Origin of the sequence: Francisella orientalis FNO12 (genome assembly GCF_001042525.2) — a bacterium.
Taxonomy (GTDB): domain Bacteria; phylum Pseudomonadota; class Gammaproteobacteria; order Francisellales; family Francisellaceae; genus Francisella; species Francisella orientalis.
Genome location: NZ_CP011921.2, coordinates 61,379 through 80,663, shown reverse-complemented (window position 1 = coordinate 80,663; position 19,285 = coordinate 61,379). Strand labels below are relative to the sequence as shown.

Sequence of the window (19,285 nt, the reverse complement as noted above, 5' to 3'; positions counted from 1 at the left end):
CTAAATAATTATACCCCCCCCTAAACAAACATCATTGTCATAAAAGACCACAGATTGTCCAGGAGTGATTGCTCTTTGTGAATCATCAAAAACTACTTTAACTGAACCATCATGATTCACGTGTACATTACAAGTCTGATCTTTTTGTCTATAGCGAACTTTAGCACTACATCTAAAACTATCTGCTGGAGCTTTACCTGCTACCCAGCTAAGATCTATAGCTTGTAATGTATCTTTGAATAGCATTGGGTGATCATGGCCCTGAACAGCAATCAAAACATTGTTTTCTAAGTCTTTTTTGGCTGCGAACCATGGTATCTCAGGACGATTTTTCACACCACCTATACCAAGACCCTGTCTTTGTCCAATCGTATAGTACATAAGCCCATCATGCATGCCAATCTTGATACCGTTTTCATCATGTATCTCTCCTTTTTGAGCTGGCAAAAATTTCGATAAAAAATCTTTAAACTTACGCTCGCCTATGAAACATATCCCAGTACTATCTTTCTTATCGAAGGTTACTAGATTATTCTCTTTGGCTATCTCACGTACTCTAGATTTTTCAATATCACCAATAGGAAACATCGTCTGTTTTAACTGCTCTTGACCAAGTGTGTATAAGAAATATGTCTGATCCTTACTATCATCAAGACCTTTGACTAACTGTACCGAACCATCATCAGCCACTCTAGTACGAGCATAATGCCCTGTAGCAATATAATCGCCCCCTAATAGGTGTACATAGCTCAAAAAAGCTTTGAATTTAATCTCTTTATTGCATAAGATATCTGGATTAGGTGTTCTACCAGCTTTATATTCTGTTAGAAAGTGTTCAAAAACATTATCCCAATATGCTGCAGCAAAGTTTATTTTCTTAAAAGGTATACAGATAGAATCACAGACTGCTTGAGCATCAGCAATATCTTGTTCTGCTGAGCAAAACTCATCGGTATCATCTTCTTCCCAGTTTTTCATAAATACACCAGTTACATCATAGCCTTGCTGTTTTAAAAGCAGAGCTGAAACAGATGAATCAACACCTCCTGAGATACCTACTATTATTTTTTTATTTTGCATATTTAAATATCTATACCCTTTTGTAGTCACAGCACAGCGTGCCTTACGGTAGAATCAATATAAGCTAACAGATCAATGATCTGTTACTACAAATAGTAATAACTATAAATACTACTTCTTCAAAACTGACAAGAAAGCTTCTTGAGGAATCTCTACAGAACCGATATTCTTCATTCTCTTTTTACCCTCTTTTTGCTTCTCTAACAGCTTTTTCTTACGCGAGACATCACCACCATAACATTTTGCTAAAACGTTCTTACGCAATGCTTTAACAGTACTTCTGGCAACAATAATTCCTCCTATAGCTGCTTGAATTGCAACTTCAAACATTTGTCTTGGAATTAGTTCTTTAAGACGCTCAACCAGCTCTCTACCTTTATACTTAGCTTGATCTTTATGCACAATACTTGCTAGAGCATCAACTTTATCGCCATTGATAAGTACATCTAAACGAACCATATCCGCTGCTTCATAGCGAATTAACTCGTAGTCTAAAGATCCGTAACCTTTTGTAACAGATTTAAGGGTATCAAAAAAATCCGATACCACTTCAATCATAGGTAAATCATAAGTTATAGAAACCTGACTACCAACATAATTAAGGTCAACCTGTACACCTCTTTTCTCAACACATATTGTAATTACACTACCAACATAATCTTTTGGCACAAGAATATTCGCTCTTACAATTGGTTCATGTATCTCTGCTATTGCACCTGGCTCTGGCAATTTTGATGGGTTATCAACATCTATAGTCTCACCATCCTTTTTGATAGCCTTATAAACAACTGTAGGAGCTGAAGTAATCAAATCAAGGTTATATTCTCTCTCTAATCTTTCTTGGATAATCTCCATATGTAGCATACCTAAGAAACCACATCTAAAACCAAAACCTAGAGCTTGTGATACTTCTGGCTCGAAAAATAATGAAGCATCATTTAGACTTAGCTTATCTAAAGCTTCTCTAAAATCAGGATAATCATCAGAGCTTATAGTAAACATCCCTGCATAGACTTGTGGTTGAACTTTTTTAAATCCTGGAACAGGCTTATCAGTTGGATTGTGCGTATGAGTTAAAGTATCACCTACCGGAGCTCCATGAATGTCCTTAATACCTGCAACAATAAAACCAACCTCACCTGCTTTTAAATGATCTAGGTCTTTCATCTTAGGTGTAAATACCCCAACTCTATCAACTTGATATGAAATCCCCGTTGACATAACCTTGAATTTCTCACCTTTTTTGAGAGTACCATTTTTGATTCTTACAAGAGAAACAACTCCAAGATAATTATCAAACCATGAGTCTATTATTAAAGCTTGTAGTTTTGCATTAACATCACCCTCTGGCGCTGGAACTTTAGCAACAATCGTTTCTAAAACATCCTCAACACCTATACCTGTTTTAGCACTACATGTAGTTGCTCTAGTGGCATCGATACCAATAATTTCTTCAATCTCTTCTGCGACTCTATCAGGCTCTGCGGATGGTAAATCAATTTTATTTAAAATTGGTATCACTTCCAGATTCTGATCAATAGCAGTATAACAATTAGCCACTGTCTGAGCTTCAACACCTTGCGCAGCATCTACAACCAGCAGAGCACCCTCACAAGCTGCTAATGAACGCGATACCTCATAAGAGAAATCCACATGTCCAGGAGTGTCAATAAAATTGAGCTGATATGTTTGACCATCTCTAGCCACATAGTCTAAAGTTACAGACTGTGCCTTGATTGTGATTCCACGCTCTCTTTCTATATCCATTGAGTCTAAGACTTGCTCTTTCATTTCACGCTCACTAAGACCATTACACACCTGTATAAATCTATCTGACAAAGTCGACTTACCATGGTCAATATGTGCAATTATCGAAAAGTTTCTAATGTTTTTCATAATATTTAAGCTCTTTTTGTTACTAAGAAGTAATTTTTTATTTAATAAATCTAGATACCTATTATGCTATAAAATGAGTCTAAAATGTAGTGATTGCGATATTTAAATAACGAAATATTCATTAATAATATTACAAATTCTGTTGACAAAAATGTACAATATATGCAAAATACTTTAGCTATTAAATTTATATATTTGTGTTTCTCACGTATCCCCTAGAGAAGCCTAAGGTTATAAAAAGTTAAAAAATTAAAACTGGAGAATTAAATTGGCTAACTCAAAACAAGCAAAAAAGAGAATTATTCAAGCTGAAAGAAATCGTCAACATAACGTTGCACGTCGTTCTATGATGAGAACTTTCCTAAAGAAAGCTTCTTATGCGATCGAGAAAGGTGATATTGAAGCTGCTAAAGAGAACTTCGCAAAAGTAGTTCCTATTTTAGATAAATATGCTTCTAAAGGTCTAATCCACAAGAACAAGGCTGCTAGACATAAGTCTCGTTTAAGTGCTAAAATCAAAGCTCTTTCTACAGCTGCTTAATTATTTCTTTTTTATCAAATTTCTTCTATAAATAATACTCCGCTCACTTGTGTTATTATTTTCTGTACTAACAGAGGATTGGTTATTTTATGACTACAATTAAAATTCACTATACAGATAATATTAAAATCTCGGATAAATTAGATGACTTTTGTAGAGACCTACACTCTACACTTGTTGAAGTTATTAATACAGATATACATACATGTAGAACTCTTATATACCCATGCAAAACTTATGTAGTTGGCGACAGTTCGAGTAACTTTGATGGTTTTATTCAACTTGAGATTGACATTCTACCTGGTAGAATTCCTGAACTAAGGAAATTATTAGGAAATATTTTATTGAATGACTTGAAATCTTTATGTAATGATTCTGATGTCTCTATAGATTATCGTGTAATTGTAAATGAAACAGATACTGAGTTTTATTTTGGTTTAGAACAATAATTAAAACACCGGTTCATCAGTTGGTGGAGCGTAGTTACCAGATATACCTATTAACCTGTCTTGGTTATTAAAGGTAAGTATAAGCTTTAACTCACTAAAATCAGTGTCTGTCATGTGTTTTTTATATGTATTTATATAAATGTACTGGTTTGGATTAAAAGTATCGATAATATCTGGAGAACCTAATATATAAACAACCTCGCCTTTAGTCATATTAGGCTTGATATCAAAAAGTTTTTTATTCTTGATTTCTTTACCTTGAGGTACAGGAGCTGTATAAGGCTCAATAACTCCACAAGCAGATAAGCTTAGGAAAAACGAAACTATACACAAACTCTTTAATACAAATTTCAATATCATTATAATTAATCTTCTAAGCCTACGAATAATTTCTGATCTATAATATCACACAAGCAATGAATTATAAGGAAATGATTCTCTTGAATATTTGCTACATTATCAGAAGGAACTCTTAACTCGATATCGTCTAGATTATACATAGTTTGTAGCCTACCACCATTTGCACCGGTTAATGCTACAACCTTCATGTCTAGATCATGAGCTTCTTCAACAGCATTTATAATATTTTGCGAATCGCCATTAGCCGAGATTACCAATAAGATATCATCCTCATTACCCAACGCCGCTACTTGTTTAGAAAAAACATGAGCAAAGCCATAGCGATCTCCAATAGCTGTAATAGTTGCAACATCGGCTGTTAATGCTATCGCAGGAAGAGGTGGTCTCTCCATATCAAAATGGTTCAGAAGTTTAGATGTGAAATGCTGGGCTATAGCAGCTGAACCACCATTGCCACACACCAAGATCTTACCACCCTTTTCTAGGCAAGATACTATAGCTTTTACAGCCTGTGCAATAGCTGGAGGTAGCACATTAGCTGTTTCAATTTTTGCTTGGATGCTACTTTCAAAATAACTATTAATCTTATCTAAAGAAGTCATGACTTTCACTAAGCTTATCTATTAAAGAAAATTTTACTATATTAGATTTTTGATAGCTAGAGAATAGCTACAATTTTATTTTTTATGCTGACTTTGAGATAGTTATAAAAATCAATAACAGACAAACTAATGGTAATACTAAACAAATCAATATAAAGCTCCTCATATATGCAAGAGGAATATATCCCATAATTGTAACACCTATCACAGCAGTTAACATATTTACAAAATTCATTGTGCTAGAAGCATTTGCTCGACACTCTATGGCATTAGATGCTAAGTGAGATGCAGCTGGATAAATAAAGTTAGCGACAAAATACATCAATGTTGCTAACCCAAAAAACACAATTGGTGTAACAGCTCCCAAAAAATATAGTAGAGCAAGCAATATAAACAATACCATAAGTACTATTAGAGCAATTATAAGTATACTTTCACTAGTATATTTATTAATAATTCTAGCAACCATAAAAGAACCTACTAAAATACCCACGATAGTCATAGTATTCCATAAACCATATTTAGTACTACTAAAACCAAACATTTGATGTGTAATAAATGGGTTAGCTATAGAATAACTGTAACTAAACACTGCCATAACACCAATAGTAAGAGCAAAAATTATCAATTTTTTATTGCTAAGAGCATCACTATAACCCTTTAAAATATTAGTAATATTTAGTACATAACCGAGATCTTTATTATTTTGATACATAAAGCTACAACCTAACATAACCAATCCATGGATAAGCAATACATAAAAACAATAATTCCAATTAGTATAAGTACTAATTACTCCTCCAATTAAGACAGCTAAACTTACAGATAATGCAAAAGATATCGTTGCAAAAGATAATGCTATCTTAGCCCTACTAGGCTCAACAGAATTATTTAATATGATAAAAACCTGCAGAGGATCCTATTGCTGTTATAAACCTACCCACTAGTAATATAGGCATTGATAATATATATCCACCAAACAAACATATTATGATACCAACTATATTTATTAGAAGACCTATCCTTAGAGTATTAACATCTCCATAACGCTTAGCTAATGGACCATATATTATTTGACTCATTTTTACAAATACAGCGAATGCTCTTGGTATAACAAAGCTGCTGTAAGTCATACTATTAAACAATTAGAAAAAGAGCTCAAAGTTGACCTACTCATTAGAACAACCCGTAGACTGTCTTTGACACATGAAGGTAAGCTCTTATTTGAATATTGTAAAACACTGCAAAATGAAATTGAAAACATTCATGATTTAGCAGAATCTTTTCATAGCGAGCCATCCGGCACGCTAAAGATAAATACTTCCTCATTTTTTACCAAGAGTGTTCTAATAGGTCTTATCAAAGAATACTCTGAGAGATTCAAAAGGGTTAAAATCGAAATAAATATTAAAGAGAGAATGCCTAACTTTAAAGCTCAAGAAACGGATATAATTCTCGGTGTTAATTGGACGCCTCCTGAAGATATTATTGCACGTAAAATAGCTACAACAAGATACATACTATGCGCAAGTCCAATATACTTAGAGCATAATGGTATCCCATCTAGCTTATCTGATCTAGCAAGTCATAAATATATCCCTCATAAGTCTAGAACTACAGCTCTTGTAAGTATCAAAAAAAATAATTTAAATCCTCAAATATTACCCTACGATCTATCTACCAATAATATTGAATTTATAAAAGAATGTGTCTTAAATGGTTTTGGAATTGCTCAATTTCATGAATATATAGTAAAAGATGAAATACAAAACGGTAAACTTGTGGAGTTTTGCTTAGAGACGAGTTTTTGGATCAACAAGATATCTATGTTTGCTATGCCAAAAACAAATTTGTGCAGCCCAAAGTTAAAGAGTTTGTAAATTTAGTAGTATCAAAACAAATACTATAATACGAATTAATCTTATTTTCTAATACCAAAAAGACTACTTCCAATCCTGACATCTGTACTGCCATACTGTATAGCTAATTTATAATCAGCACTCATTCCCATTGACAGTCTCGATAGTTTTAGCTCATTAGCTAAACTAGCGTTAATAGTGCCAAAAAATACCTTCATTTTTGCAAAGCTCTTCTCCGGAGAGTTTGATTTTTCAGGTATACACATTAGTCCAACCACCTTTAGATTACCGAATTTTTTCGCTTTAACTATAGCTTCAACAACATCCTCTAATTGAGTTGATTTAAAACCAAACTTATTAATATCATCATCTATATTTATTTGTAAGAAAACATCTATATGCTTATTTTCATTAATGGCGGCTTTATTTATTTTCTCAAGATGCTCTATTTTCTCTACACTTTGAATTGAATCAACATATTTGACAATATGCTTTATTTTACGCGATTGCAGTGAACCAATAAAATGCCATTTTAGATCTGGTAATTGCTGGGCCTTCTGCTCTAACTCTTGAAAATAATTTTCGCCAAAATCCAACTGTCCAAGACTTGCTAAATATTCTATTTTCTCGATAGACTGATACTTACTTACAGCTAGTAATCTAGCTCTTAAATCTATATTTTTGATGATACTCGTATATGAGTTTTGAATAAACTCTTTATCAATCATTACTTTTTTCTCATTACAATAAGGTTTCTCTCAGCATTCAAGAAAGGAACTTTTATGCTATGCTTTTCAATATCCAACAGCAAAGATACTAAGTTCTGCTCTTCTAAATCCGGACCTTTCATAGCTAACATCTGATTATCTTTAGTTAAGAAATGCTTACATAATTCATAAAATGTATCAATTGAGCTAAATGCGCGCGATATAATATTATCAAAACTACCGTCTAAGTTTTCAATGCGTATATTTAATAGATTAATGTTATCCAAGCCTAAGCTTTTTTTGACATTTTTGAGAAACATGATTTTTTTGCCAACACTATCAACTAGAGTAAACTGATGTTGCGGATATAATATCGCCAAAACCACTCCTGGTAATCCTCCTCCAGTACCAACATCGACCGTTGAGCTACCTTTGATATACTTGGCTACAGCAAGACTATCAAATAAGTGCTTAACTAACATATCATCAATCTTCTTAATAGCAGTCATATTATAAACTTTATTCCACTTCTCAAGAAGTTTTAAATACTCTAGCCATTGCTCTATCCGCTCTTCTGTTGCTAGAATATCAAGCTCAACCAAAGCTTGCCTAATTTTATCCTTCATACTATCCATTTTGTAGAAATAACAATCTTATCGGCTATAATAAATATATTATAAGCTTTAAATGGTAGAGTTGGGATTTAAAATTCCAGTTTTTTATACAATCTAATATGTTTTTATCAAGAAAATTTGGCGCAGCAATGATTATATCCGGCACATGTATTGGTGCTGGTATGTTAGCAATTCCTGCAACTGTAGCGAGTTGTGGCTTTTTTATAGGTTCTATTTTAATTATCAGCATATGGGCTTTGATGACTTTTACGGCTCTAATATTGGCAGAAGTTAACCTAAAAATGGAAGATAGCGCTAATTTTGTAGAAATGACAAGACAAACCTTAGGTCCTGTTGGTGTTGGTGTAGTTTGGATTTGTTATATCTTATTGCTGTATTCTCTAGTAGCTGCATATACTGTCGGGGGTGGCTATTTAATTTCGACAACCCTAGGAAGTCTTGGTTTTAATATCTCAGAAAAACTCACAGGGATTATTTTTATATTGGTACTAGGAGTCTTTATATATATCAGCACAAGGTTAGTTGATCATGTAAACAAAATCATGTTTACAGGCAAGCTTTTAGCATTTTTACTACTAGTTACGGTTCTTATCCCACACATTTCTGTTGATCATCTAAGTTATCAGATCAAAAATCCTAATTTTATTTGGGCAGCATTTCCCATACTTCTAACCTCATTTGGATTTCATCATATAATCCCTACGTTGAGAACCTATGTAGGATCAAATAGAAGATCTCTACGCCAAGCTATTATAATTGGTAGCACAATACCGTTGATAGTTTATCTATTATGGATTTTTGCCACTCTTGGCTCACTTCCCGTTGCAACACCTACTGGTATCTTAGGTAAGCAATCTGGTGAAATTACATCAGTTATTATTGATCACTTCAGTACTAGTTCTGGATATATCTCGACAATATCTTTTTTATTTGGTTTTTTTGCCTTAGCAACATCGTTTCTTGGAGTTGCATTAGGACTTTTTGATTTTAATAGAAATACTTACAAAATAGCTGAAAACTTACACAAACATAAAATCCTTGCCTTTGTGATAACATTCTTACCAGCTTATATTTATGCGATCGCCTATCCAGATGGCTTTAAAACAGCTCTTGGCTATACAAGTATTTTTGTTGCTGTACTTCAAGTTGCTTTACCTGTTATGATGCTATGGGTTATAAACTACCGTAAGCAAAAAGTTCTAGTTAGTTCTTCTGTAATAGCTATATTAATAGTGCTTATTGCAATTGCAATTATCGCTCTACAGATTTTGAGCTCTTTTGATTTACTACCAACATTAAACTAAAGACTATGATTTTTAACCTTCATATTATAGGTTAGTAGAATCACGATACCTACAAAAATTGGTAATATAACTGAAGGGAAAAGCATCAAAGTAAAATACTCTCCTGTAATCTCAACCCAAATCACACCCACAGCATTACCAACTACAAACATTGTCATACATACAGCAAAAAATGGTATTTTCCATAAATTATCTGTTTTGCCTCGTAAAGCTCTACCAATTTCAATACCCAAGTCAGTAGTTGTACCTGTCATATGAGTTGTTCGAGCAAAACCTCCAAAAAACAGCGTAGTGAAACTATTCTGCATACCCATTGCCATAGCCAAAAATAAATCATCAATAACACGATGATTACTAAAGATATCTATCAGTAATGTACCTGTAAGCATTACTACACTTTGTAGGACTAGTGTCTTAGTATGATCTTCTGAGATAACATAAGCATCTGTTTTCATAATGACACCATTAATCGCAGCACCAACTATAAAGCCAAAAACGAGTATCGCTACCTTGTACATAAATACCCAGTCAGATCCAGCGATACTATGTCCTAAAATCCTCAAGTTACCAGACATAACCGCCACACTGGCACCAAAAGAGTTGTAAAGAACTATACTGTCAATCCAGCCAGAATTAAAAATCAATATAACTGTAATAAAATAAGTGAAAGCCATTTTCTCCGTAAACACTTTCTTATCTCCTTTTCTAGTGTTTAGAAACTATTATATAGCTTTGATAATAAAAATCATTTTTTAATTTTCTTTTCTTCAGCACTCTTTGTGGTAGCTTGAAAACCTTGAGGCTTCGTACTAAGAGTTTTAGCTAAAGAAACTTTTTTTGCAAATACTCGCGCTAATTTCATATTTACCCTCCTTTTTTATATAAAACTATTATTTCATCCAGACTCAAGATAGAGAGTCGGACAATATACAAATAAGACTATTATTTGTCAAGTACTTATTACTTATACTAGCTAGTAGGTTTGACTTTGTGTGGACACAAAAAATAAAGTATTATAAATACAGGTATAAATATAAATTTGTAACAGGCAGAATTTATGCAAACATTACAAGCTATTAAAAGTCGTAAGTGTGTCAGAGAGTTTCTTGATAAACCTATAAATAAAGAGACTCTAGAAAAACTTTTTGATGCCGTAAGATGGACACCGTCAAGTAAAAACACTCAGCCATGGAAAATTGCTATAGTAAGTGGCAAAAAGAAGAAAGAATTAATGAATAAAATACTATCTGCCTGTGATAATCGAGAACCTCCAAGGATGGAGTATGGGTATGATGGTAATAGTCCATTAGAAGGAGAACTCAAAGAACGTGCTGTTAAATGTGGCCATGATTTATACAATGCTCTAGGTATCGCTAGAGAGGATAAAGAAAGACGTATCGAACAATGGGAAAAAAACTATTTATCATTTGATTCACCTTCAGCTATATTTATATTTAAACATCCTGATACAGGGATTAGTGGCTATATGGACTGCGGAATGCTTATCCAATCAATATTATTAGCTGCTATTGACCTAGGGCTTGCCACATGTCCACAAGCATCTTTAGGACACTATCCAGATATAGTCAAAAAAGAACTACAAGGATTTGATTATTATACTTTACTATGCGGTATAGCAGTTGGTTATGAAGATTCTAGCGCAACCGTAAATAACTATCGTACGGAAAGAGAATCTCTCGAAAGTTTTGTCACCTTCTTTTAATACTTCTGTAATACTACTCATAGTGATATTATAACTATAACCTCATTATTAATTTTTTATACATAAGATGAGTGGTATTAACAAAGATATAATAGAAGCAACGCGTTACTTTCTTAAATTAGTGGAATTAGGGTCTTATAGTTCAGTTAAAAAATATTATTCTGTAGAATTAAACACTATAAAGAATAAAATAGATGCTCTAGAAAAATACCTTGATCTAAAATTAATTCGAAATGTACAAAATCGTATATCTCCAACTAGTGATGGGATGAAATATTTTCATTCTTGTAACAAACTGGTTACAGATCTAGAGAATACTATTCATATTGTTAAACAAAGTAGTTTTAGACAACGTCAATCTATCAAGGTTCTTGGTACTCCACTATTTATCAAGATAATAATTGATCTAGCCTTACCACAGATACAACAAATTAACAATGATGCATTTAACTTTGCTTTAGATAGCTATCAAGCAGATAATATTAATGGTAGTCAGTTTCAGTTTGACTCTTACAATGTTATACAAATATTTAATAAACATCTTGAGTTTCTTGATTTAGATGATTGGATAGTTTGTACATCTGTAGATGCCGTTAAGCTACCTGCATACTCATACCGAAATAAAGAGTTTGTAAAAGATCTACATAATAATCCGGAGAAGGTTCTTGAAGCTCCTCTAGTATTTAACAGGTACGACTTTTCTCAAGGCACAAATGAATTTAAGCATGATAATAAAAACTACAAAATTAATCTTGATAAAATTAAGTTTACTGTTGATAACGAGATCCAAAAAGCTAACTTATTGATGAGTGAAAATACTATTGGCTTTATGCCAAAATTTTATTATGATGCTGTCCTTAAGGAATGTGAAGATGTTGTCAAAATAGAGGACTTTGAAATAGATTTTCCTTTAGAGTCTCATTTGATACTTATATACAAGCACTCTAAATATAAAGACGAGCTTCTAAAAATTGTTAGAGAAGGTATCAAAAAAATACAAGTCCAATATCAGTAGATTTTAAGCTTTTCTACTACGAATGATATAATACTCTGTAATTGCTACTATTGCATGAATAAATATTACAGCTAACCCAATATATGCAAAAACTTCATGGGTTTCTTTGAGCCTAACTACACTATCTCTTGAGAGTACATCTGTAAAAGCTGGTAAACCAAAAGGAATAACATAGGTTCCTTTTGCACTTATCAAGCACCAACCTAATATTGGCATAGTAATTAACCAAAAATATAAAAATGTGTGTACTAAATTAGCTACTACAGTCCTAAATCTATTATACTCAAGTCGTTGTCCTATAAATGGAAAAATTACAAACTTTCTTATAGCTAACCTTAAAATAGTGATAAACAGAACCAAAAAACCAATATATAAATGTGATGTTTTCATAACATCATGAAATATAGAATGTTTACCAAATATACTTCTAAACTCTATTGATATAAAAGCTAGAAATATCAAGATAACTGTGATCCAATGAAGATAAGCCATAAACTTATTGATCTTTGTTTGCATTTAAGTATTAGGTAGTAAGTTTAATTGCTTTGAATTATAGGCTTTTTATTTATTTAAAAAGATATTTATAGTATATTAACTCTTAGAAAGATCCAAAAATTTTAAAAAGAGTCATGTATATAACACTAGTAACAACTATACAAGCAGGGATTGTCAAAACCCAAGCTGTTGCCATTTTTCTAACAACTTTCCAATTCACACCAGCATCGGCATATCCTGCGCCCACAATAGAACCTGATGCCACTTGAGTAGTACTGACTGGCAAACCCATATGCGAAGCCCCCAAAACCAATATACCCGAGCTTAGTTCTGCAGAAACAGCGTTAACAGGCTCTAGTTTTGATAACTTTGCACTTAGAGTCTTAATTATCTTTTTACCTCCTGATAGCGTTCCTAAGCCCATCGCAACACCACATAAGATAATAACCCAATTAGGAACCTGTGTAGTTTGTACAATCCCTGCACTTAGCAGTGCTAGAGTTATTATAGACATGGTTTTTTGAGCATCGTTAGAACCATGAGAAAAAGACAATAAACTAGTAGATAGTACCTGCATTTCTCTTATGTATTTATTTGTAGTTCTAACCATAAAAAATCGCATGAAAATATTCAGCAAGATAATACATATTATCAAAGCTAAGAAGAATGCCATAATGGGTGAACTTACCATTGGAATCAATACTTTATGAACTACAGTAACATAATTAACATCCTGATAACTTGCACTAATAATCACCGCACCAACCAATGATCCTATCAAAGCATGTGACGAACTTGATGGAATACCAAAGCTCCAAGTAAAGAAGTTCCAACTAATTGCACCAAGTAACGCTGATATTAGGACAATATCAGTAACAACACTTGTATCAACTAAACCTTTTGATATTGTTGCAGCAACAGCTGTTCCAAAAAAAGCACCTAAAAAATTAAAAAATGCCGCTAGTCCAATTGCTTGATAAGGCGTTAATGATTTTGTTGCAATTGGTGTTGCAACCACATTTGCTGCATCATGAAAACCATTTGTAAACTCAAAAAACAATGCAATTACGATGATGGCTATAAGCACTGATGTAATCATCTTTATATTTACCCTTGTTCGTTAGACTTCTTTTACATACAATCTCATAATTGACTCTGCTACAGATGTACATGTAGATATAGCACTTTCTATAGCCTTATAAATATCTTTAACTTTCATGATAAATATTATATCTCCCTCATCATAATGAGAGAATTTCTTAAGCGCATGACCTAACTCTTCAAGCACATTTTCATCCAATGCTGTAATTCTGATATAAAAATTTTTAAGTTCTTTATTATCGCCACTAACAAAAGCTTTCATCATATCATCAAGTACTTTTGTCATTTTACGTAATGTCTCAACACTATTAGCTAAGTATATATTTACATTCCCGCGCTCTTCTTCCATCAATATCTGCATATATCTATGAATTTTGACGATTCTTCTATTTAATTTTAGAAGTAAAGTAGTGATGTTGTGTAGTTCCACCCTATCCACAGGAGTTACAAAATAACGAGCTAGCTCATGATCCATTTTGTTAGCTACTTCAACAGTTACAGTTCTTGTCAATCTTAGCTCTTCTGATAGCTCAGATATCGTTAAGTTATCTTCTTCTTTAACAAGTTTGTCAAGAATTCTAGCAGAGTCTTCTACAGCCTCAGTAGCTTCTATCATCAAATCAAAAAAAATCTTATCCTGACTAGGAACCAAACTTTTAACAAGTTTACGTAGCATTTATATAATCTCCCTAACTACTTATTTTAATATTTATTTTAACACTCAAAGTCTACAACAAAAAACTAAAGAATAGCAACAAGAAATCACTTTAAAAAATATATCTAAAAAAGCATTGTTTTTGTGGCATATTTATTATATAATTCAAACCCATTTTTCTAAAAGCCAAACTTTTTTATAAAAAAAAACATTATATAATAAATATGCAAAAAAAATAAATACTTTATTTATTAAACTTTTGTACAACTCTAATGATAAAAATTCAGATAAATAATCATAATCCAAATAATTAGCTCTATTACAAAAGATACAAAAACCAAAGCTGAACCTGCATCTTTAGCTTTCTTTGCTAATATGCAATAGTCAGTCGTAACTAAATCAACTACTCTTTCAATAGCACTATTTATAATCTCTGCATAAATTGGCAACATTGATACAATCTGTAAAACAAACTTTGAAACTATACTAAAAGGTAATACCCGAATAGTCACTGTCAAAATTATAAAAAGAAGTAACTACAGACGAAAAGATTTTTCATTTTTGAAAATATCTACTAAGCCACTTAGTGCATATAAAGTATTCTTAAAAAGCGTATATTTAGGCTTATTTAACATCGAATTTACTCACTATCTCTACAGTTTGCAAAAATATCTAACTTTGGACTATATGTTGCTGTCTTGATATTCATAAGTCCCAAGAATGAGTCAAAAACATTATCTTGAGAGAAAGTATCTTCCCTCTTAGCTTCTTTAACTAAACAAGCTTTATTAAGTTTATTATCTTTTAAGAAATCTTTAGAGAACCACATAATCCACGGCACTCTTTTTTGATACAATGGGGCTATACCATAAGGTGCAGCATGAAGATATAAACCATCCTCTCCTAAAGACTCTCCATGATCAGATATGTAGACCATTGCACTATCATATTTAGTGATCACTTCTTTACTATCTAGAGTATCAATAACTTTTGATAATATATAGTCAGTATAACGTATAGTATTGTCATAAGTATTTACTAACTTTTCTCTACTACAAGCATTTATATCACCCTGATCACATGTTGGCGTAAACTTCTTAAACCCTATAGGATAACGCTGATAATAAGTTGGTCCATGGCTCCCAACTAAATGTACCTTCTTGAGCAACATCTTGGAAAAACTTTATAATAAGTGGAATGTTATATACATAACCAAAAAGAATACTTAGAATAACTGTAGCTTTATAAACCCTTATCTGCTTCGGGAATATTTTTTTATCACGAGCACAATACCTTACATTTTTTGATTTCTCTGAGAATAATATACTTAATTACAAAGCATTTAAAGAGCAGTAACATCAGCTGATATTTTGATTGAGAAGCTTTTTAAATATAAAGTTATCTTCATAAGCTTCTTCTAGCGAAACTAACTTAAACCTTATTTTAGAGCCTGGTATATATTGTGATAATTTATTAATATCTGCTTCAATAACATTTGCAATCCGAGGATATCCCCCTACTGTTTGTCAGTGTCGTAACAACACTATCGGACCACTTGGAGCTAGCTGTACTGTGCCATCCGTCACAGGTTGAGAGATCATTTCAATTTTTTGTGTATCAAGAGGAATTCCCTCTAAAGGTAACCCCATCTGACTTGAGTTTGTTAAAATAGTCCAGGTATTTTCAAAAAAAACACTATCTTTTAAAATATCATACTCAGGCCCTTTGATTACTCTTATGAAGCTATGACGATAATTTTGGTTTATATAACCTTCTAATTCTGATGATCTTTGTTTGCCGACTAACCCAATAGTTTTTGATTGTTTTTTTACTGCAAAAACTATTGTGCGAAAACCTTTTTTTGAACCTTTGAACTCTAACTTTTGGCCTCTATTAAGCTCAAAAACTTGATTATAATTTACACAAATATTTTCATCGATAAATGTATTCTGATAACTTGCCCCACACAGATAAATCAATATATCATCAACTGCCATAATCTCAGTCGGATAAATCATTTCAATAGCTTGAAAATCTGTAGATTGGTTAAAGATATTATAAGCTGTCATAAAGCTTAATTGATCTTGAGCGCCCTTAGGAGATACTCCTTTGTCTTGATTGCCATACTCTCGCAATGAAACAGCAAAAAACAATCCTCCTTTAGTCGAAAAGATATTCTCCATAACTTTAGTATCTACTCTCATACAATTGCAGTGCTAATTCTAAAGCTATCTTATTATCAGAATGTATACATATAGTTTGTGACTCAAACAAAATATCTTGATCGTCTATAGTAATAAACCCTTGTTTAAGCTGATTATATTGTTCAACCGCCTCCATTACATTATGTATTTCAGCATTTGGTTGGCCTCGTGGTATTAGCATAGGATTATTAATACTATCAAGCATGTAGCCTCTCTCTGCAAAACTCTCTTTAACAGTTTTTATACCATTTTCTTTAGCATACTCAGCAACTATACCAAAAGGACTAACCACCAACTCTTTGATATCATTTTTAAGACACAATTCAACAAAAACTTTTGCTAGTTCTTGATCAACATTTAGTTCATTATATAAAGCTCCATGCGGTTTAATAGCTTTAACCTCTCCATCAAAAAGTGCAAACTGCTCATCAAAAGACGCACATAAATTACCATAATCGATGTCTATAACTTTTCTACCAAAGTTTTCCCTATCAGGGTAGGAAATATGTGCTGTAATTTTGACATTGCAATCTCGACATAGCTTCACATAATAATCAACACTTTCTTTATTACCTGCATGACCTCCACAAGCGATATTTGCAATATCTATATATCCGACTAACTTATCATCAATAGGATGAGCAATACCTCTCTCTCCTAAGTCACAATTTATCAAAAGCATCACTTCTCCCTAAAAATTATCTTATCACCAGCACTAAAGTTAGAGAAGTCTCTAAAATCAGATACCCCTATAATATTCCAACCACTCGGCGATTGCTCAGGAAAAATTGTTGTTTGAGAGCCCCCAATTGCAACAGACCCTGTAGCTATTCTATTTCGTGGAGTTGCTAAGCGAGGCACACTTAAACTTTTATCAAGACCAAGTAAGTATGGAAAATATGGTTTAAAGCCTAACATCGCAATATGATATTCAACTTGAGTATGTCTTTTGATAATCTCAGCAATATCTAGCTCTAATACTTGCGATACTTTAGCTAAGTCTTCACCATTATAATCTACATATACATAATGAATTTTTGAATCTATAGCTTCATTGAGATCTATAGATTCAATTCTAGCTAAAATAGTATTTTGTAAATAATCAATATCCATATATTCAAAATGAAAAGCTATTGAATTATAAGTCGGAACAATATCATAGATACCATATTTATGACAAAAAGCTCTATCTATAATAAAAGACTTATAGATATTTAAAATTTTGAGATTATCATCTAATGATAATTTATTACTGATATTGTAAATAAAGCTGTTTTCACTCAAAAAATAATAACTCATTAGCAACTACCTTAAAGTAACTCTCTGAGTACTAGTTATTGTTTATTATAGACTTTTTAAGATTTTCTGGCTCAAATTTATATAGCGTTATCAAACCAACAATCGCACTTATACAAATCATACCCACCGCCATATAATCAGATATAGAGTAAGCTAAGAAGAAACATAAGAATGGCAATAAACCACCAAACACTCCAAAACCAATATTATAAGCTAAAGCCAATCCAGTATAACGAATCTCTCTAGGCAAACACTCTGTGAACAATACCATAATATTGCCATAGAATATTCCAAATATTGCTCCCATAGTCACAAAGAAGACAATCAATAAGTCACTATTAGCCTTATATAGCGCATACATTGGTAATGACAATATAAGCATCAAAACAAGACCAAATGCAGTAATCGTTTTTATTTTAAAATACTTAGTAAGTCTAGCGGCAATATTACATGTAATAATAAACATGATAATACTAATAGTTGTCAATACTGCGACATTAACATCCGCATGACCTAATATTTTCTTAATGATATTAGGCAGAATTGTAATCTGGAAATAAGCCACAACAGCACCAGGAAAGCATAATAAAATCATATATATTAAGCTTTTATAATTTTTGAGTATTACTTTTGTTAAACTCACATTTGATTTTTCAGGTTCTTTTTCATCACCACTATGCTTGATAAAGAATGATAATACAACAAGTATAATCGCTATCCCAAAAAGTATTCTCCAGCCACCATTTGCCATAGTCTCATCTGGAATTAGATACCTAATAACTTGAAAAGTTACAATTGCCAACAATATCCCAACAAAAGCACTAGTTATAACATTTACACCAGCTTTAGCCTTACCGAGTAATGTTGACTCTGCCTCTACAAGAATAACAACTGAACCACTATACTGTCCACCTATCGCTATACCTTGCAAAATTCTAAAAGCGACTAATAATAAAGGCGCCAAAATACCTATAGTTGCATACGATGGTAATAATGCCATCCCAACAGTAGGTACCCCCATAAAAAATGCCGCTAATGCCAAAGCAGTAGAGCGACTTTTTTTGTCCCCGATATAACCAAATATTTATTCCACCAAGAGGTCTCGCTAAAAATCCTGCAGCAAATGCCCCGAAGGCAGCTAAGAACTTTATAAAATGATCACCAGGGAAAAATGCTACGCCAATATATGCCGCACAGAATGAATATACAGTAAACTCATACCACTCTACTGAGCCTGCTAAAAGCACTAATAATTTTTTCATAAAAATAATATTATTTTTTACACGATTCTTTAATTTAAGTATATTTTTCAAAAAAAATACACTTTTTTGAGTCTTTTTATGATTTTTTTAGAATCTAA

21 protein-coding genes and 3 pseudogenes are annotated in these 19,285 nt (G+C 32.5%); 6 read left to right on the top strand and 18 right to left on the bottom strand.

The features are described 5' to 3' along the window. Positions 1–1,080 (bottom strand): tRNA 2-thiouridine(34) synthase MnmA, encoded by a 1,080-nt coding sequence (gene mnmA / locus FNO12_RS00420; protein WP_030003309.1) that lies wholly within the window; start codon positions 1,078–1,080, stop codon positions 1–3. A gap of 111 nt (positions 1,081–1,191) precedes the next feature. Further along, positions 1,192–2,976, bottom strand: coding sequence for a translation elongation factor 4 (gene lepA, locus FNO12_RS00415; protein ID WP_014714201.1), 1,785 nt, complete (start codon positions 2,974–2,976; stop codon positions 1,192–1,194). A gap of 268 nt (positions 2,977–3,244) precedes the next feature. Between lepA and rpsT the strand changes: the two genes are divergently transcribed. Together rpsT and FNO12_RS00405 are read left to right on the top strand one after the other, a co-directional pair. Continuing rightward, complete coding sequence (gene rpsT / locus FNO12_RS00410; protein WP_030003308.1) at positions 3,245–3,517, top strand: 30S ribosomal protein S20; 273 nt, start codon at positions 3,245–3,247, stop codon at positions 3,515–3,517. Positions 3,518–3,606: 89 nt separating this feature from the next. Further along, positions 3,607–3,966 (top strand): 5-carboxymethyl-2-hydroxymuconate Delta-isomerase, encoded by a 360-nt coding sequence (locus FNO12_RS00405; RefSeq protein WP_014714199.1) that lies wholly within the window; start codon positions 3,607–3,609, stop codon positions 3,964–3,966. Here the strand turns inward: FNO12_RS00405 and FNO12_RS00400 are convergent, their stop codons facing one another. From FNO12_RS00400 to FNO12_RS00385, 4 genes are all read right to left on the bottom strand, one after another. Next, the gene (locus FNO12_RS00400) at positions 3,967–4,326 is read right to left on the bottom strand and encodes an outer membrane protein assembly factor BamE (protein WP_014714198.1); all 360 of its coding nucleotides are present in this window, start codon (positions 4,324–4,326) and stop codon (positions 3,967–3,969) included. A 5-nt stretch (positions 4,327–4,331) separates the two neighbouring features. After that, a complete protein-coding gene (locus FNO12_RS00395) occupies positions 4,332–4,928 on the bottom strand; it encodes a D-sedoheptulose-7-phosphate isomerase (RefSeq protein ID WP_014714197.1) in 597 nt (198 codons plus the stop codon). A gap of 82 nt (positions 4,929–5,010) precedes the next feature. Next, complete coding sequence (locus tag FNO12_RS00390; protein WP_231138693.1) at positions 5,011–5,769, bottom strand: MFS transporter; 759 nt, start codon at positions 5,767–5,769, stop codon at positions 5,011–5,013. A gap of 46 nt (positions 5,770–5,815) precedes the next feature. Next, positions 5,816–6,010 (bottom strand): hypothetical protein, encoded by a 195-nt coding sequence (locus FNO12_RS00385; protein ID WP_064504909.1) that lies wholly within the window; start codon positions 6,008–6,010, stop codon positions 5,816–5,818. A 1-nt stretch (position 6,011) separates the two neighbouring features. On the opposite strand from FNO12_RS00385, the pseudogene FNO12_RS00380 reads away from it, so the two are divergent. Beyond that, positions 6,012–6,837: pseudogene (locus FNO12_RS00380) on the top strand (LysR family transcriptional regulator); the annotation flags it as partial. A gap of 12 nt (positions 6,838–6,849) precedes the next feature. Here the strand turns inward: FNO12_RS00380 and FNO12_RS00375 are convergent. Both FNO12_RS00375 and rsmG read right to left on the bottom strand, forming a co-directional pair. Further along, the gene (locus FNO12_RS00375; RefSeq protein WP_014714193.1) at positions 6,850–7,515 is read right to left on the bottom strand and encodes a YggS family pyridoxal phosphate-dependent enzyme; all 666 of its coding nucleotides are present in this window, start codon (positions 7,513–7,515) and stop codon (positions 6,850–6,852) included. Beyond that, positions 7,515–8,129 (bottom strand): 16S rRNA (guanine(527)-N(7))-methyltransferase RsmG, encoded by a 615-nt coding sequence (rsmG, locus tag FNO12_RS00370; RefSeq protein ID WP_014714192.1) that lies wholly within the window; start codon positions 8,127–8,129, stop codon positions 7,515–7,517. The genes FNO12_RS00375 and rsmG overlap by 1 nt, the downstream gene beginning before the upstream one ends. 98 nt (positions 8,130–8,227) lie before the next feature. On the opposite strand from rsmG, the gene FNO12_RS00365 reads away from it, so the two are divergent. Further along, positions 8,228–9,433 carry an amino acid permease gene (locus FNO12_RS00365; RefSeq protein ID WP_014714191.1) on the top strand — a complete coding sequence of 402 codons (1,206 nt, stop codon included), beginning with the start codon at positions 8,228–8,230 and terminating at the stop codon, positions 9,431–9,433. On the opposite strand, the gene FNO12_RS00360 is transcribed toward FNO12_RS00365, so the two are convergent. Next, a complete protein-coding gene (locus tag FNO12_RS00360) occupies positions 9,430–10,122 on the bottom strand; it encodes a YoaK family protein (protein ID WP_014714190.1) in 693 nt (230 codons plus the stop codon). The two genes, FNO12_RS00365 and FNO12_RS00360, sit on opposite strands and share 4 nt — an antisense overlap. Before the next feature lie 368 nt (positions 10,123–10,490). Between FNO12_RS00360 and FNO12_RS00355 the strand changes: the two genes are divergently transcribed. After that, the gene (locus tag FNO12_RS00355; RefSeq protein ID WP_014714188.1) at positions 10,491–11,156 is read left to right on the top strand and encodes a nitroreductase; all 666 of its coding nucleotides are present in this window, start codon (positions 10,491–10,493) and stop codon (positions 11,154–11,156) included. Positions 11,157–11,223: 67 nt separating this feature from the next. Further along, positions 11,224–12,171: a LysR family transcriptional regulator gene (locus FNO12_RS00350; protein ID WP_014714187.1), complete on the top strand. Its 948-nt coding sequence runs from the start codon at positions 11,224–11,226 to the stop codon at positions 12,169–12,171. A 3-nt stretch (positions 12,172–12,174) separates the two neighbouring features. Here the strand turns inward: FNO12_RS00350 and FNO12_RS00345 are convergent, their stop codons facing one another. The 9 genes and pseudogenes from FNO12_RS00345 to FNO12_RS00305 form a co-directional block, all read right to left on the bottom strand. Then, a complete protein-coding gene (locus tag FNO12_RS00345) occupies positions 12,175–12,687 on the bottom strand; it encodes a cytochrome b (protein ID WP_030003307.1) in 513 nt (170 codons plus the stop codon). An 82-nt stretch (positions 12,688–12,769) separates the two neighbouring features. After that, entirely contained in the window at positions 12,770–13,765 is a 996-nt protein-coding gene (locus FNO12_RS00340; protein WP_014714185.1) for an inorganic phosphate transporter, read from the bottom strand. A gap of 21 nt (positions 13,766–13,786) precedes the next feature. Continuing rightward, positions 13,787–14,443, bottom strand: a complete 657-nt coding sequence (locus FNO12_RS00335; RefSeq protein WP_014714184.1) for a hypothetical protein — start codon at positions 14,441–14,443, stop codon at positions 13,787–13,789. A gap of 248 nt (positions 14,444–14,691) precedes the next feature. Further along, positions 14,692–14,934 carry a diacylglycerol kinase gene (locus FNO12_RS00330; RefSeq protein ID WP_231138660.1) on the bottom strand — a complete coding sequence of 81 codons (243 nt, stop codon included), beginning with the start codon at positions 14,932–14,934 and terminating at the stop codon, positions 14,692–14,694. Positions 14,935–15,062: 128 nt separating this feature from the next. Beyond that, on the bottom strand, positions 15,063–15,593 hold the full coding sequence (locus FNO12_RS00325; RefSeq protein ID WP_014714182.1) for a phosphoethanolamine transferase: 531 nt from the start codon (positions 15,591–15,593) through the stop codon (positions 15,063–15,065). Positions 15,594–15,780: 187 nt separating this feature from the next. Next, positions 15,781–16,605, bottom strand: a pseudogene (locus FNO12_RS00320) (5-oxoprolinase subunit C family protein). A gap of 4 nt (positions 16,606–16,609) precedes the next feature. Then, positions 16,610–17,308, bottom strand: coding sequence for a 5-oxoprolinase subunit PxpA (locus FNO12_RS00315; protein WP_014714180.1), 699 nt, complete (start codon positions 17,306–17,308; stop codon positions 16,610–16,612). Beyond that, positions 17,308–17,925 carry a 5-oxoprolinase subunit B family protein gene (locus tag FNO12_RS00310; RefSeq protein ID WP_014714179.1) on the bottom strand — a complete coding sequence of 206 codons (618 nt, stop codon included), beginning with the start codon at positions 17,923–17,925 and terminating at the stop codon, positions 17,308–17,310. Before FNO12_RS00310 ends, FNO12_RS00315 begins: the two co-directional genes overlap by 1 nt. A 31-nt stretch (positions 17,926–17,956) precedes the next feature. After that, positions 17,957–19,187 (bottom strand): annotated as a pseudogene (locus tag FNO12_RS00305) (MFS transporter). Positions 19,188–19,285 lie beyond the last annotated feature (98 nt).

Excerpts from the sequence above, each read along its gene's own strand:
- FNO12_RS00310 (WP_014714179.1), bottom strand. The coding sequence starts at position 17,925 with ATGAGTTATTATTTTTTGAGTGAAAACAGCTTTATTTACAATATCAGT.
- FNO12_RS00335 (WP_014714184.1), bottom strand. The coding sequence starts at position 14,443 with ATGCTACGTAAACTTGTTAAAAGTTTGGTTCCTAGTCAGGATAAGATT.
- FNO12_RS00395 (WP_014714197.1), bottom strand. The coding sequence starts at position 4,928 with ATGACTTCTTTAGATAAGATTAATAGTTATTTTGAAAGTAGCATCCAA.
- rsmG (WP_014714192.1), bottom strand. The coding sequence starts at position 8,129 with ATGGATAGTATGAAGGATAAAATTAGGCAAGCTTTGGTTGAGCTTGAT.
- FNO12_RS00400 (WP_014714198.1), bottom strand. The coding sequence starts at position 4,326 with ATGATATTGAAATTTGTATTAAAGAGTTTGTGTATAGTTTCGTTTTTC.
- FNO12_RS00345 (WP_030003307.1), bottom strand. The coding sequence starts at position 12,687 with ATGCAAACAAAGATCAATAAGTTTATGGCTTATCTTCATTGGATCACA.
- FNO12_RS00385 (WP_064504909.1), bottom strand. The coding sequence starts at position 6,010 with ATGAGTCAAATAATATATGGTCCATTAGCTAAGCGTTATGGAGATGTT.
- FNO12_RS00350 (WP_014714187.1), top strand. The coding sequence starts at position 11,224 with ATGAGTGGTATTAACAAAGATATAATAGAAGCAACGCGTTACTTTCTT.
- FNO12_RS00365 (WP_014714191.1), top strand. The coding sequence starts at position 8,228 with ATGTTTTTATCAAGAAAATTTGGCGCAGCAATGATTATATCCGGCACA.
- FNO12_RS00405 (WP_014714199.1), top strand. The coding sequence starts at position 3,607 with ATGACTACAATTAAAATTCACTATACAGATAATATTAAAATCTCGGAT.
- FNO12_RS00325 (WP_014714182.1), bottom strand. The coding sequence starts at position 15,593 with ATGTTGCTCAAGAAGGTACATTTAGTTGGGAGCCATGGACCAACTTAT.
- FNO12_RS00315 (WP_014714180.1), bottom strand. The coding sequence starts at position 17,308 with ATGCTTTTGATAAATTGTGACTTAGGAGAGAGAGGTATTGCTCATCCT.
- FNO12_RS00375 (WP_014714193.1), bottom strand. The coding sequence starts at position 7,515 with ATGATTGATAAAGAGTTTATTCAAAACTCATATACGAGTATCATCAAA.
- lepA (WP_014714201.1), bottom strand. The coding sequence starts at position 2,976 with ATGAAAAACATTAGAAACTTTTCGATAATTGCACATATTGACCATGGT.
- FNO12_RS00340 (WP_014714185.1), bottom strand. The coding sequence starts at position 13,765 with ATGATTACATCAGTGCTTATAGCCATCATCGTAATTGCATTGTTTTTT.
- mnmA (WP_030003309.1), bottom strand. The coding sequence starts at position 1,080 with ATGCAAAATAAAAAAATAATAGTAGGTATCTCAGGAGGTGTTGATTCA.
- FNO12_RS00355 (WP_014714188.1), top strand. The coding sequence starts at position 10,491 with ATGCAAACATTACAAGCTATTAAAAGTCGTAAGTGTGTCAGAGAGTTT.